Raw genomic sequence first — 13,348 nt, 5'->3', positions numbered from 1 at the left:
CTCGCACCTCAATTCTCCTAGAACCCGGAGGAATCCGAGCGCTGCGGCTCGTCTGCCAGGGCCGTGAGGAAGGCCCGTACCGCCGGGCGCGTGTCTTCGGCGCGCCAGGCGATGGCGAGCTCCGCCGGGGACAGCCCGGCGACCGGGCGCGTGGTGACGCCGGGGCGGGCGTAGAGCTCCGCGTTGCCCTCCGCGAGGAGCACCACGCCCAGCCCCGCCGCGATGGCTTCGAACACCTCGTCCGCAGCCTCCGCGACCGCGCCGATCACCGGCGCGCGGCCCTGCCGGGCATCGGTGGCCAGCCAGAAGTCGCGGAGGTCGGCCGCTTCCGGCGGGAGCGCGATGAACGGTTCGTCGAGCAGGTCGGCGAACGGGATCTCCGGCTTGCCCGCCAGCGGGTGGTCGTCCGGCAGGGCGATCACCCGCCGCTCGCTGAACAACGTCCGGGTGCTGATGTCGCGCGGTTGCACCGGCCGCCAGACGAACGCGACGTCGGAGCTGCCGTCCGCCAGTCCCGCGGTCGGATCCGTCCAGTCCACGAGCCGCAGCACCACGCGGCAGTTCGGCATCTGCTCGCCGAACCGGCGCATCGCCCGGCGCTGCAGGCCGCGGCCGACGGCGGTCTGCATGCCGACGACCAGTTCGCGCTGCTCCGCCGCTTCTCGTGCGGCTTGCTGCGCGCGTTCCCACGCGGCGACCGTCGCGGTGGCATCGGGCAGCAGCGCTTCGCCTTGCGGGGTGAGCACCACGTCGCGCGACCGGCGCTCGAAGAGGTCGAAGCCGAGCTCTCGTTCGAGCACCCGGATCTGCTTCGACAGCGCGGGCTGCGAGACGAAGAGCCGTTGCGCGGCCCGGGTGAAGTGCAGCTCCTCGGCCACCGCGAGGAAGTACCGCAGGTGCCGCAGGTGGACGTCCATAACCATCGGTTATAGCAGCGGATCTTCGACATCGTGCCGGATCGGCCAGAAGATCGTTGCCATGACTGGAGAACTTCCCGCTCGCTCCCTGGGCGGCCTCGACGTTTCGGCGATCGGATTCGGCGCGATGGTGCTGTCGCCCGGCATGTACGGCGAGATCGACGACGACCGGGCGGTGCGGTCGCTGCGCCACGCGCTCGACGCGGGCACGACGTTCATCGACACCAGCGACGGCTACGGCGCGGACGGCCACAACGAGCGCATCATCGGCGAGGCCGTGCGCGGCCGCCGGGACGACGTCGTGATCGCCACGAAGTTCGGCTTCCGGGTCCCGGAGGGCGCGGAGTCGCACCGGTTCCCGGTGAACTACGCCTTCGGCGAGCTGGCGGTGAACGCCGAGCCGAAGCACGTCCGCGGCTACGCCGAGCAGAGCCTGGCCAACCTCGGCACCGACCGGATCGACCTCTACTACCCGCACTTCCCGGACCCGGTCGTGCCGATCGAGGACACCGCGGGCGCGGTCGCCGAGCTGATCCGGGACGGCCTGGTCCGGCACCTCGGACTGTCCAATGTGGATGCGGATCAGCTGCGCCGGGCGCACGCCGTGCACCCGGTCGCCGCGGTGCAGGCCCAGTGGTCGATGTGGCAGCCGATCGACGCGGATCTGCTCGCCACCGCCCGCGAGCTGGGCGTCGGCGTGGTGGCGTGGAGCCCGCTGGGCGGCGGGTTCCTCACCGGCACGGTGCGGGAGATCTCCGAAGGGGACTTCCGGCGCAACATGCCGCGCTTCGAAGCGGCGCACCTGGCCGCCAACAACGATCGCTACGCGCCGATCCGGACGCTGGCCGCGGAACTGGGCATCTCGCCGGGCCAGCTCGCGCTTTCCTGGCTGCTGCACCAGGATCCGGCCGTGGTGCCGATTCCCGGATCGCGGACGCCCGCGCACATCACCGAGAACCTCGAAGCGGCCCGGATCGGCCTGCACGCCGACACCCTGGCCCGGGTGGACCGGGCGCTGCGCGAGTTCTCCCCGATGGGCACCGGAAACCTGCGCTGACGTCGTGAGCGGCTGTGGTCGCTCCAGCGGCCAACAGCCGCTCACGACCGGATGGTTCAGAAGTTGCCGCCGCCCGCGTTGATCACCTGGCCCGTGACCCAGCGGCTGTCGCCGGAGGCGAGGAACGCCGCGATGTCGGCGATGTCGCTGGTCTCGGCGATGCGCCCCAGCGGCGTCTCCGACGCGATCCTCTCGAGGACCGGTTCGGGCTGGAGCGCGACCAGCGCGTCCGTCCGGGTCGCGCCGGGACGCACGCTGTTCACGGTGATCCGGCGCGGCCCCAGCTCCTTCGCCAGCACCCGGACCAGCTGGTCGCCGGCGGCCTTGGCGGCGCCGTAGAGGCCGGTGCCGGGCCGGTTGTTCGTGGCGACGCCACTGGAGATCACTACGATCCGGCCGCCGTCGCGCAGCCGGTTCGCCGCCTCCCGCAGCGCGACGAAGGTGCTGCGGGCGTTGGTGCCGAACAGCACGTCGAAGTCGTCGTCGGATGCCTCGGCGATGGGCGAGAAGCGGGCGGTGCCGACGTTGTTCACCAGGACGTCGAGGCCGCCGAAGTGCTGTTCCGCGGCGTCGAAGAGGGCGCGCAACTGGGCCGGGTCGGTGACGTCGGCTCGCGCCGCCACCGCTTGTCCGCCGGCCGCTTCGACCTTGGCGACGACCTCGTCGGCGGCGGCCCGGTCGGACCGGTAGTTGACGACCACGCTCATGCCATCGGCGCCGAGGCGTTCGGCGATGGCCCGGCCGATGCCGCGCGAGCTCCCGGTGACCAGGGCGACCCCGTTCACGTTCTCCTCCATCAGTCGAGTTACTCGTTAGTCGTGATCATCGACTAAATTTGTCGAGCATGTCAACCTTCGGGATAGCCTTCGCGGATGGACCCGGACCTCTCGCGCGCCCTGATGGCCCTGCACCGCGAACTGCGCGGGCTGTACGCGGCCATCGCTCGTCGCTTCGGGCTGACGGCGCAACAGGTGGAACTGCTGTGCCTGCTCAAGGACCGCACGCCGTCCTTCGGCGAGCTCGCGGCCCTGCTCGGCTGCGACAAGACCAACATCACCGGCATGGTCGACCGGCTGGAGCGGCGCAGCCTGCTGACGCGCGTCGCGGATCGCAGCGACCGCCGGATCAGCCGGCTGAGCCTGACCGACGAGGGCCAAGCCCTGGGCGGCGAGCTCCGCGAGGCCTTCGCCGCGCAGGTCGCCGAGCGCTGGGGCGGCTTGCCGCCGGAGGAGGCCGCGGCGATCGTGCGCCTGGCGCAAGCTGATCGCGAGCGCTGAGTCACGACGCGACGACGGTGCCGATCCACAGGAAGTCGCGGGCTCGCGTCAGGGCTACCAGGCGTTGCCTGTGCAGCGCCTCGCGCTCTTCCCGGTAGCCGCCGGACAGCAACGGCTCATCGGGCAGGAACACGCTGCGGAACTCGGTGCCCTTGGCGCGGTGCACGGTGCCGACGTGGATCGGCTCGGATTCCCGGCCGTCCCAGCGGTCCAGCGGCCGAACCGCGAAACCCGCCGCGCGCAGCACCCGTTCCCAGTGCTCCGCGGCGCCGTTGGTGCGGGTGAGCACGGCCGCGGCGGTGCCGTCGTCGAGCCGCCGGAGCGCGGACACCAGCGCCTCGTCCTGGTCGTCGCCTTGCCACTCGACGACCCGCCCGCCGCGCAGCACCGGCAGCGCCGAGCGCAGCGGGACGGTCGGGCCGCCGTCGAGGTCGTCGAACCGGTTGACCGCGTCGAGCTCCCCGGCCTGCTCGACGATCGCGGTGCGATTCCGGTAGTTGCGCCGAAGGATCTCGCCGCGCCCCTGCAACGAGATCCCGGCCTCGGACAGCCGCCAGCCACCGGCGTACACCTGCTGCTGGCCGTCGCCGACGAGCAGCAGCTGGTTCGGCCCGTCGCCGCTGATCGCGTGCACCAGCCGCAGCCCGATCAGGGTCAGGTCCTGGACCTCGTCGACGACCACCGCGGTGTACTGCCGGGGCAGCGGGCTGCGTTCGAGCTCCGCCAGTGCCCGCATCAGCACGTCGTTGTGGTCGGACACGTTCCGCTCGCCCAGCGCGCGCTCGTACTCGCAGTAGAACTGCCAGACGTGGGCCCGGAATTCGGACGGCAGGTTCGCGCCGCGGCCCTTGCGCGGCACCGCCCGGTAGGCCTCCAGCGACCGGATGCCGCGGCCCTTGATCACCCGGTCGATCTCGTCCTTCCAGTAGCCGCGCGCGGCCCGGAAGTTCCGCAGCGGAGCGGACAGCTCGGTGCGCTGCCACACAGCTTCCAGGGCCTGCTCCACCTGCGGTTCGTCGACGTCGGCGGCCCGGCCGCGCTCCTCCAGGAACTTCCGCGCCCAGGCGTGCAGGTGGGTGAACTCGATGCGCGGCGCGATGTGCGGGGCCAGCGACCGGAACTGCGCCTCGGCGATCTTCGGCAGGTTGCTCAGGTGCGTGGTGAACAGCAGCGGCCCGGTGCTCCGCCGCGCCAGGTAGGCCAGCCGGTGCAGGGCCAGCACGGACTTGCCGGTGCCCGCCGGGCCGGTGATCCGCGCCGGGCCGGAGTAGTGCCTGCGCACCGCGCCGTGCTGGGCGTCGTCCAGGAAGATCCGCCAGTCCCGGAACGGCCGGTCCAGGGCGTGCTCGACGCGCTCGCGACGCAGGTCCCGCACGTCGAACAGGCCCGCGGTGCCGGTCTGGCCCGGCCCGCGCTGCTGCGGGATCCGCTTCGGGTTCCACATGATCGGAGTCAGGTCGAAGGTGCGGCTGTCCAGGTGCCGGGCGATCGCCAGCGCATCCGCGGCCGTGAGCAACTCGTCGCCGCGTCCCAGGATCCGGTCCAGCTCGGCCTCGGTGATCGCGAGGTGCTCGCCGGTGTGCCCGCGGCTGCCCTGGTGGTCGACGGGATGCACGACCACCGTCCGGGCCGCGGACTCGGTCAGCTCGCCCGGCCCGATCGACGCGCCGGCCAGCAGTTCCGCGGTCCACAGGAACGCCGCCCGCGAGTCCTCCCAGCCGGGTTCGGCGTCGCGCAGCAGGACCACCAGCACCCCGGTCGGCCCGACCAGCACGGCGTCGGGACGATTGGCCGGGGTGTGCGGCGCGAACTGGTTGAGCAGCGGGTACCAGCCGTTTTCGCGCTCAACGGCGAACCGCTGCAGCACCCGGTTCTGCCAGGTCGGCAGGAGCCTGTCGCGCAGTTCCGCCTCGGCCTCGCGGCGCAGCCTCTCCTGGCGGTGGTGGAAGGTCCCGGTCACGGCGCCTCCAAATCTCGCGGGGCACCCACGGCCGGGCGGCGGGCACGAGCGCAGGAATCGAGATCGTCGCTCATGACGCCTCCGGCATCCGATGGGAAACCCGCCCCCGGTCGACGGCCGGAGCCGCCGAGGGTCGACCACGGTAAGAGCACGCTGGGTATTGACATTAATGCGTTGCGTGTCGTTTTCGGGTGCCCTCGGGCGGGATCACCTGGATGTCGCAGGAGCCGTCAGACGAGCTCCTCGCGGACCAGAACGTCCAGCGTGGACAGCGGAAGCGCGCCGTGCCGCAGGATCGCGTCGTGGAAGCGGCGGATGTCGAAGGCGTCGCCGAGCCGGTCGCGGGCCGCGGCCCGGATCCGCTCGATCTCCAACCGCCCCACCAGGTACGACAGCGCCTGGCCGGGAATGCTGATGTAGCGGTCGACCTCGGACGCCGCTTCCAACGGGGACAACGTGGTGTGCGAGAGCATGAAGTCCAGCGCCTGCTGCCGGCTCCAGCCGAACTCGTGCAGCCCGGTGTCGACCACCAGCCGGGCGGCCCGCAGCAGGTCCTGCACGACCATGCCCAGCCGCGCCAGGTCGCCGGAGTACAGGCCCATCTCGTCGGCCAGCCGCTCGGTGTAGAGTCCCCAGCCCTCGCTGTAGGCGGTGATGCCGACCAGCCTGCGCAGCAGCGGGAGATCGGTGCGCTCCTGGGCCAGGCCGAGCTGCAGGTGGTGGCCGGGCACGACCTCGTGGTAGGCGATCACCTCTGATGCGAAGCGGGGTCGCTGCTCGGCCCCCTGGGTGTTCGCGAAGTACACGCCCGGCCGCGAGCCGTCGAGCGCGGGCGAGATGTAGAAGCCGATCGGCGTGCTTTCCGACGCGGTGCCCGGCACCGGCCGCACCTCGCACGGCTGGCTCGGCAGCAGCCCGAACCACTGCGGCGCAACGGCTTCGGCCCGGTCGATCGCCTCGCGCGCCGCGGCCAGCATCTCCTCGCCGTCGCGCCAGTACAGCTCCGGGTCGGATTGCAGGCGGCGCAACACCGCGTCGGGATCGGATTCGCTCCAGATCCTCGCGCCGAGCTCGCCGACCTCGCCGCGCAGCGACGCGAGGTGGGCGCGCCCGGTGTCGTGGAGCTCCTGCGGGGTGCGATCGGTGGTGGTCTGGGCGTGCACCAGCCGCCGGTAGGTCTCGCGGCCGCCGTTGATCCAGCACAGCCCGGGCTTGTCGGCGGCGCGGGCGTGCGGGGCGATCTCCTCGGCGAGCACGTTCCGGTACTCGCGCAGCGCCGGGTGCACCGCGTCGGTGAGCAGGCGCTTGCGCTCGGCTTCCAGGGCCGGGGCGGGCAGTTCCGGGGCCAGCAGCGGATCGGCTTCGGGCGTGGCGAGGTAGCCGTCGAGGTGCTCGATCGCGTCGTCCACGAGCGGCCGCACTGGGACGCGTCCGGCGGCGATCCCGTCGCGGAGCCGTTGCGCGGCGGCTGTGGTGAACTCGGGGATCCGCCGCAACCGCTGGAGGAAGTCCTCGCCCTGCCCGGCGTCGGCCACCGGCACTTGGCCGAGGTGGAACAGCAGGCCCGCGACCGGCGCGAACAGGTTCCCGATCACGGTGTACTCGGCGGGGCGGGCGTCGAACTCGTCGACCAGCGCCTGCGCCTGCTGCACGACCACCGCGATCGTCAGCCGCTGCTCAAGGTCGGCGTGCGAGGTGTCCACGGCCATCGCGCGGACGCGGATGTCCTCGGCGCGCGTCCGCAGCGCCAGCTCGGCCTCCGCGGAGATGCTCGGAAGCCGGTCGTCGCGGTCCCGGATCCCGTAGAGCGTCGCGCTGACCGGGTCGGCGTCGAACATGACGGACAGCAGCTCGTCGGCGAGTTCAGTGGGCGTGCTCACAGCACTCCATCCTGCCTCAACCTTTCGACGAGAGTCTGCTTTAAGCGGCGGTAGCCGCTTGCGGTGTGGGACTCAGCTTGCACCGCCGCGGGTTCACGGTGCCCACCCCTTCCGGGGTTCCTCCAGCGAGGACAGCCCCAGCGTGGCGTATTGGACACACATGAGTCGGGGATCCCGGAGTGAGACGGCCGCAGTAACTCCCGCAGGGGGCCGCTACCCGCACCGCCAGGAAAACCACATTTGAAGCACTCTTCTGCGCGCTGCGTCGATCGGGGCGGGGACAATGAAGGCGTGGACCCGCTGCACGATCCCGATGACGAAGCCCTGCTCGACCCCCGCCAGGCCCGCGACCTCGCCGGGTTGGTCGAGACCGCGAGGCTGGCCTCGGCCGTCGTGCGGTACGGCCTGCGTACCCGGGTCGGCGCCGCGACCGTGGTGCTCAACCAGGACAACCCGCTGCCGGCCGCGAACCACGCCTGCGCGCTGTGGGGAACGCTCGCCGAGGTCGCCGGAACCTTGCTGGAACTGGAGCAGGTCTTCGCCGAGGCGGGCCGCGACGAGGCCGTCGTCTACGCCTCGCCGACGACGGTCGCGGAGATCGAAGGCATCGCCGACGACGCCGGATGGCGCGCGGTGGAAGAACTCGTGGCGATGCTGCACCGGGGTCGCCAGTACGCCAGGGGAGAGGCGCGCCCGGCCGAAGACCGCGACCTGCCCGCGATCGTGGAGCTGATCGCCGACGACGCCGAGCTCTCCGACGCGGGCGAACGCCGGTTGCTGCGCAACCTCGGACACCGGATCGACGACCCGCGCTGCGTGCTGCGCGTCGTCGACGACCCCGGCGCCGACCGCATCGCCGGATTCGCGCAGGGCTTCATCGAGCGCGGCATCGGACTGGTCGAGCAGGTGATCGTGCGGCCCGGTCGCCGGCGCCGCGGCGTCGGGCGGGAGCTGGTCGCCGACGTCGTCGACGAGCTGCGCGAGCGGGGATCGCTGCTGGTCGCGGCGCACACCGAAGAAGGCGGCACGGCCGAGCGGTTCGCGGAGGCCTGCGGTTTCGAGGTGGTCTACGGCGTGACCGCTTACGCGCGCCGGATCGACGAACTCCTATGATGTGCGCCGCTCGCCCGGAATAGCGGTGCGGGGCAGGCGTTGACACTGACGAAACAGTCTCTGCGGCGCGGTTACTCGATTGACCGCGCCGCAGTGCGCTGCTTCCATTAGTTTGCCTAAACACTTGGGAGGAACGGTGTCGAGCAGCCCGGTCACGGCGGACGAGACCACCGAACCCGTCGACAGCGGCGACTCCGGCATCAGCTCCCTACCTCGCGAGATCTGGATCCTCGTCGTCGGCAGCTTCATCGTCGCCGTCGGCATGGGCATCGTCGCGCCCGCGCTGCCGACGTTCGCCACCAGCTTCGACGTCGGCGTCACCGCCGCCTCCTTCGTGATCAGCGCGTTCGCCCTGATGCGGCTGGCCTTCGCGCCGGTCAGCGGCCGCCTGGTGTCGTTCTTCGGCGAGCGCTCGATCTACGTGTGGGGCATCACCATCGTCGGCATCAGCACCGCCGCCTGCGCGTTCGCGGGTTCCTACTGGCAGCTGCTGATCTTCCGCGCGCTCGGCGGCACCGGCTCGACGATGTTCACGGTGTCGGCCGTAGCGCTGCTGGTCCGCCTCGCCCCGCCGCACCTGCGCGGCCGCGCGTCCGGGGTGTGGGCGACGAGCTTCCTGCTGGGCAACGTCTCCGGGCCGATCATCGGCGGCGTCATGGTCGGCTACTCGCTGCGCCTGCCGTTCGTCACCTACGGGATCGCGTTGTTCCTCGCGGCGTTCATCGGCTGGCTGATGCTGCGGACGTCGACGCTCGCCGCGCCGCAGCCCGACAACGGAGCGCCGTCGATGACGGTCCGCGAGGCGCTCGGCCAGCGCGCCTACCGGGCGGCCATGCTGTCGAACTTCAGCAACGGCTGGGCCGTTTACGGCGTCCGCATCGCGCTCGTGCCGCTGTTCGTGGTCGAGGCGCTGCGCTCCACCCAGTCGATGGCCGGCGTCGCGCTTTCCGTGTTCGCCGTCGGGAACGCCGCGGTGCTGCTGCTGTCGGGCCGGATGGCCGACAAGCGCGGCCGCAAGCCGCTGGTGCTCGTCGGGCTCCTGGTCTCCGGCCTGGCCACCGCGTCGCTGGGCTTCACCGACTCCGTCCCGTGGTTCCTCGTCGCCTCGCTGATCGCGGGCATGGGGGCCGGAATCCTCAACCCGGCCCAGAACGCGGCGGTCGCCGACATCGTCGGCGCGAAGGGCAAGGGCGGGCCGGTGCTGGCCGCGTTCCAGATGTCCGCCGACTTCGGCGCGATCCTCGGCCCGCTGATCGCCGGCGTCCTCGCCGACACGGTGTCCTACCAGGCGGCGTTCGCCATCACCGGCTTCACCGCGGTCCTCGGCGTGGTGGCCTGGATCGGCGCCCCCGAAACCCGCCCGTCCGGCCCGGCTCGCCCAGAACCGGCCGCCGACGCGGCGTAGCCGCCGGCCAGGGCGATTTCGCGCGAAATCACCGCCCCGACCCGCTCCGGGCGGACCCCGGACTCGATCGAGTCGCCGAACGCTCCGCCGCGCCGCAGGCTGGGGGCACGATGGGGCAGGTGTCCGGCCGCGGACCGCTGGGTATCCCGGCACTGGCGTCGATCCCGCGGCGTCGTGGTCCGCGCCTGCCTGCGATGCGGGAGGACGACATGAGCACGACAACCGGCATCCCCGGCTTCGAGCTGGCCGAGGGTCTGCTGCTGCAGGAGCTCCGCCACCTGCACGCGACCCGCAACGACACCTTCCTGCACGGCTCGCCGGACGCGTTGCGGGAGCACACGGCGCGCACCTTCGAGCTCGAACAGGAGTACCTGCGGCGGCACCCGGAACGCGAGGTGGATCCCCGCCGCACCCGCTCCGGTGCGAGAGGAGAGCCGCAAAATGCCTGAACCACGTGTCGTGATCGTCGGCGGCGGGCACGTCGGCCTGACGCTCGCGCTGCGCCTGCAGCGGAAGATGAAGCCCGGCGAGGCCAAGGTCACGGTGATCGACACCCAGCCCCACATGACCTACCAGCCGTTCCTGCCCGAAGCCGCGGCCGGGTCGCTCGAACCGCGGCACGTCGTCGTGCCGCTGCGGGAGGCGCTGCGCCGGTGCGAGGTGCTGACCGCGCAGGTCTCCGCCATCGACCACGCCACCCAGCAGCTGACCGCGACCCTCGGCGACGGCACCGTCGAGCGCTTCGGCTACGACATCCTGGTGGTGGTCCCGGGTTCGATCTCGCGGGCGCTGCCCATCCCCGGCCTGGCCGAGCAGGGCGTCGGGTTCAAGACCATCGGCGAGGCGATCTTCCTCCGCAACCACGTGCTGTCCAGATTGGACATCGCCGCGAGCACGACCGACGAGCGGCTCCGCCGGCGGCTGCTGACGTTCGTGTTCGTCGGCGGCGGCTACGCGGGCATCGAGGCGATGGCAGAGCTGGAGAGCATGGCCCGCTACGCGATCCGCAGCTACCCGCAGGTATCGGCGGGCGACATGCGCTGGGTGCTGGTGGAGGCGATGGGCCGGATCATGCCCGAGGTCAGCCCGCCGATGAGCGAGTACACCAGGCGGCGGCTGGAGGAACGCAGCATCGAGGTGAAGCTGAACACCACCGCCAAGTCCTTTGTGGACGGACATGCGGTGCTCTCCGACGGAGACGAGTTCGACACCGACACGGTGGTGTGGACGGCGGGCGTCAAGCCGCACCCGATGCTGGAGGACAGCGACCTGCCGAGGGACGCCAAGGGCCGCCTCGAATGCACGGCCAAGCTCCAGGTCCGCGGCACCCACAACGTGTTCTCGGCCGGCGATTGCGCCGCGGTGCCGGACCTGACCAGCAGCGACCCGGACGCCCTGTGCAGCCCGTCGGCGCAGCACGCGGTCCGCCAGGCCAAGGTGCTGGCGGACAACCTCCTCGCGATGCTGCGTGGCGGACCACTCGTCAACTACAAGCACAAGTACGCGGGATCGGTGGCCGGGCTCGGCCTGTTCCAGGGCGCCGCCGAGGTCTACGGGATCAAGCTCAAGGGCCTCCCGGCGTGGATGCTGCACCGCACCTACCACCTCGCGAAGATGCCGACCGCGTCCCACAAGGCGCGCATCCTCGGCGACTGGCTGCTGGAACTGCCGTTCCGCCGCCAGGTCGTCGCGCTCGGCGAACTCCACGACCCGCGCGCCGAGTTCGTCAAGGCGGCCAACACCCGAGGCCTGCCGAAACCCCACGGCCACGCCGTCTGACCCGTGCCCGGCGCCGAGGAATTCGTCCCGTCCGGGGCCCGGTTGCCAGGCCTGCGCGAAGCGGTTCAGGGCTGCCGGGGCTGCGGTCTCTACCGCGACGCGACCCAAGCCGTGTTCGGCGCCGGCCCGGAGACGGCGAAGGTCGTGGTGATCGGCGAGCAACCCGGCGACCAGGAAGACCGGCGGGGCGAGCCGTTCATCGGGCCCGCGGGCGGGATGCTGGACCGCGCGTTGGCGGAGGTCGGCATCCGGCGGGACGCCGTCTACGTCACCAACACCACCAAGCACTTCAAGTTCGAGCGCACCAGCGGGAAGCGGCGCATCCACCGGAAGCCGTCCCAGGCCGAGGTCGACGCGTGCCGCCCGTGGCTGGACGCCGAACTGCGGGTCGTCGCGCCGCGGCTGGTGATCTGCCTCGGGGCGACCGCGGCGCAGGCGATGCTGGGCACGTCGTTCCGCGTCACGAAGGAACGCGGCACCGTGCTGGACCTCCCGGACCGCGACGCCCACGTGCTCGCCACGATCCACCCGTCGGCGATCCTCCGCTCCGAGGACAGGGAGGCGATGTACCAGGGGTTCGTCGCGGACCTGCGGGTGGCGGCGCGGGCCCTGCGCTCACTCGATGCCGGGTAGCGGGCTGACCCCGTGCTCCCACCGCACCAGGCGCTGCGCCTTGCCGGTGGCGACCCGCGGAACGTGGTCGAGCACCCGGACGATGCACGAGATGTCGAGCCGGGCGAGCAGCGCGGCCGTCAGCTCGCGCGCGAGGAGCTCGGTGTCGCCGTTCGGATCCCGCGGCTCGACCGCGACCCGCAGTTCCGGGCGCGACCGGTCCCGGCGGTCCTCGACGATCAGGTAGTGCGGCGCCACCCGCCGATCGGCCAGCAGCACGGCCTCGATCTCCGACGGGAAGACGTTGACACCGCGGATGACCACCATGTCATCGGTGCGCCCCACCACCCGGCTCATCCGGCGCAGCGTCCGCGGCGAACCGGGGGCGGGCCCGCTCAGCGACGCCACATCGCCGGTCCGGTAGCGCAGCAGCGGGGTGCCGGACTTCGTCAGCGTCGTGAACACCAGCTCGCCGACCTCGCCGTCGGGCAGCGGCTCGCCGTCCGGGCCGACGACCTCGGGGAAGAAGTGGTCCTCGGCGATGTTGAGCAAGCCCCCGGAGTCCAGCGACTCGCAAGCGACGCCCGGCCCGATCACCTCGGCGAGCCCGTAGATGTTGAGCGCCCGCAACCCCAGGAGCCCCTCGATGCCCTGCCGCATCTCCGCGGTCCAGGGCTCGGCCCCGAACAAGCCCACCCGCAGCGACAGCTGATCGGCGGTGATCCCGGTCGAGGCGAGCGCCTCGCCGAGGTAAGTCGCGTACGAAGGTGTGCAGCACAACACGTCAGGACGCAGATCGAGCAACAACCGCAGCTGCCGATCGGTCGCGCCGCTGGACACCGGGAGCACGGTCGCGCCCAGTCGCGTCGCCCCGTGGTGCACGCCGAGACCGCCGGTGAACAGGCCGTACCCGTAGGCGCAGTGCACGGTGCTGCGTCGCGTCACGCCGGCGCCGCCCAGCGCCCGGGCCATGACCTGCGTCCACACCTCGATGTCGTGCGCGGTGTAGGGCACCAGCGTCGGCCGGCCCATCGTGCCGGACGTGCCATGCACGCAGACGATGTCGTCCTCGGCCGCTGCGCGAAGCCCGAACGGGTACTGGTCCCAGAAGTCCTGCTTCGAGACGAACGGCAACCGGTGCAGGTCGTCGAGCCGCACGTCGGAGCCGGCCGAGACGCCGCGCTCCCGGAGCCGCCCGGCCTGCAGGCCCCCGGCAGCCAACAGCCGGTCGACCAACTGCCGCAACCGGCGTTCCTGCAGCTCACGGCGTTGCTCGGAGGTGACCCCCTCGGCCTCGGGAGCCACCAGCGGAGGATGCACGCGCTGTGCTGTCGCCACGACCCACGGT

General features: G+C 71.8%; 12 protein-coding genes. 7 read left to right on the top strand and 5 right to left on the bottom strand.

Features of this window, described 5'->3' with window-relative positions; translation table 11 throughout:
* Positions 1–17: 17 nt before the first annotated feature.
* On the bottom strand, positions 18–917 hold the full coding sequence (locus BLW84_RS06055) for a LysR substrate-binding domain-containing protein (RefSeq protein ID WP_093262218.1): 900 nt from the start codon (positions 915–917) through the stop codon (positions 18–20).
* Between the two features lie 61 nt (positions 918–978).
* On the opposite strand from BLW84_RS06055, the gene BLW84_RS06050 reads away from it, so the two are divergent.
* Positions 979–1,974, top strand: coding sequence for an aldo/keto reductase (locus BLW84_RS06050; protein WP_177226308.1), 996 nt, complete (start codon positions 979–981; stop codon positions 1,972–1,974).
* A 56-nt stretch (positions 1,975–2,030) separates the two neighbouring features.
* Here the strand turns inward: BLW84_RS06050 and BLW84_RS06045 are convergent, their stop codons facing one another.
* Complete coding sequence (locus tag BLW84_RS06045) at positions 2,031–2,771, bottom strand: SDR family oxidoreductase (RefSeq protein WP_093262216.1); 741 nt, start codon at positions 2,769–2,771, stop codon at positions 2,031–2,033.
* 75 nt (positions 2,772–2,846) lie between these two features.
* Here BLW84_RS06045 and BLW84_RS06040 point away from each other — a divergent pair, with 75 nt between their 5' ends.
* Entirely contained in the window at positions 2,847–3,251 is a 405-nt protein-coding gene (locus BLW84_RS06040) for a MarR family winged helix-turn-helix transcriptional regulator (protein ID WP_093262214.1), read from the top strand.
* Position 3,252: 1 nt separating this feature from the next.
* Here the strand turns inward: BLW84_RS06040 and BLW84_RS06035 are convergent, their stop codons facing one another.
* Both BLW84_RS06035 and BLW84_RS06030 read right to left on the bottom strand, forming a co-directional pair.
* Positions 3,253–5,211 (bottom strand): UvrD-helicase domain-containing protein, encoded by a 1,959-nt coding sequence (locus tag BLW84_RS06035; protein WP_093262212.1) that lies wholly within the window; start codon positions 5,209–5,211, stop codon positions 3,253–3,255.
* Positions 5,212–5,441: 230 nt separating this feature from the next.
* On the bottom strand, positions 5,442–7,091 hold the full coding sequence (locus tag BLW84_RS06030; protein ID WP_093262210.1) for a DUF885 domain-containing protein: 1,650 nt from the start codon (positions 7,089–7,091) through the stop codon (positions 5,442–5,444).
* A gap of 291 nt (positions 7,092–7,382) precedes the next feature.
* On the opposite strand from BLW84_RS06030, the gene BLW84_RS06025 reads away from it, so the two are divergent.
* The 5 genes from BLW84_RS06025 to BLW84_RS06005 all read left to right on the top strand — a co-directional run bounded on the left by BLW84_RS06025 (position 7,383) and on the right by BLW84_RS06005 (position 12,021).
* Entirely contained in the window at positions 7,383–8,204 is an 822-nt protein-coding gene (locus BLW84_RS06025) for a GNAT family N-acetyltransferase (protein ID WP_093262208.1), read from the top strand.
* Between the two features lie 136 nt (positions 8,205–8,340).
* On the top strand, positions 8,341–9,609 hold the full coding sequence (locus BLW84_RS06020; RefSeq protein ID WP_177226307.1) for an MFS transporter: 1,269 nt from the start codon (positions 8,341–8,343) through the stop codon (positions 9,607–9,609).
* Positions 9,610–9,818: 209 nt separating this feature from the next.
* On the top strand, positions 9,819–10,058 hold the full coding sequence (locus BLW84_RS06015; protein WP_093262418.1) for a DUF6158 family protein: 240 nt from the start codon (positions 9,819–9,821) through the stop codon (positions 10,056–10,058).
* On the top strand, positions 10,051–11,388 hold the full coding sequence (locus BLW84_RS06010; RefSeq protein WP_093262206.1) for an NAD(P)/FAD-dependent oxidoreductase: 1,338 nt from the start codon (positions 10,051–10,053) through the stop codon (positions 11,386–11,388). Before BLW84_RS06015 ends, BLW84_RS06010 begins: the two co-directional genes overlap by 8 nt.
* A 3-nt stretch (positions 11,389–11,391) precedes the next feature.
* Positions 11,392–12,021 carry a UdgX family uracil-DNA binding protein gene (locus tag BLW84_RS06005; RefSeq protein ID WP_093262204.1) on the top strand — a complete coding sequence of 210 codons (630 nt, stop codon included), beginning with the start codon at positions 11,392–11,394 and terminating at the stop codon, positions 12,019–12,021.
* Here BLW84_RS06005 and BLW84_RS06000 read toward each other — a convergent pair.
* Positions 12,004–13,338: a phenylacetate--CoA ligase family protein gene (locus BLW84_RS06000; RefSeq protein ID WP_245760959.1), complete on the bottom strand. Its 1,335-nt coding sequence runs from the start codon at positions 13,336–13,338 to the stop codon at positions 12,004–12,006. The two genes, BLW84_RS06005 and BLW84_RS06000, sit on opposite strands and share 18 nt — an antisense overlap.
* Positions 13,339–13,348 lie beyond the last annotated feature (10 nt).

Source organism: Saccharopolyspora shandongensis (assembly GCF_900106995.1).
GTDB classification, from domain to species: Bacteria; Actinomycetota; Actinomycetes; order Mycobacteriales; family Pseudonocardiaceae; genus Saccharopolyspora; species Saccharopolyspora shandongensis.
This window is presented reverse-complemented; position numbering and strand designations above follow the sequence as displayed.

Coding starts and splice junctions, on each gene's coding strand:
- BLW84_RS06055 (WP_093262218.1), bottom strand. CDS start 917: ATGGACGTCCACCTGCGGCACCTGCGGTACTTCCTCGCGGTGGCCGAG.
- BLW84_RS06050 (WP_177226308.1), top strand. CDS start 979: ATGACTGGAGAACTTCCCGCTCGCTCCCTGGGCGGCCTCGACGTTTCG.
- BLW84_RS06040 (WP_093262214.1), top strand. CDS start 2,847: ATGGACCCGGACCTCTCGCGCGCCCTGATGGCCCTGCACCGCGAACTG.
- BLW84_RS06015 (WP_093262418.1), top strand. CDS start 9,819: ATGAGCACGACAACCGGCATCCCCGGCTTCGAGCTGGCCGAGGGTCTG.
- BLW84_RS06045 (WP_093262216.1), bottom strand. CDS start 2,771: ATGGAGGAGAACGTGAACGGGGTCGCCCTGGTCACCGGGAGCTCGCGC.
- BLW84_RS06010 (WP_093262206.1), top strand. CDS start 10,051: ATGCCTGAACCACGTGTCGTGATCGTCGGCGGCGGGCACGTCGGCCTG.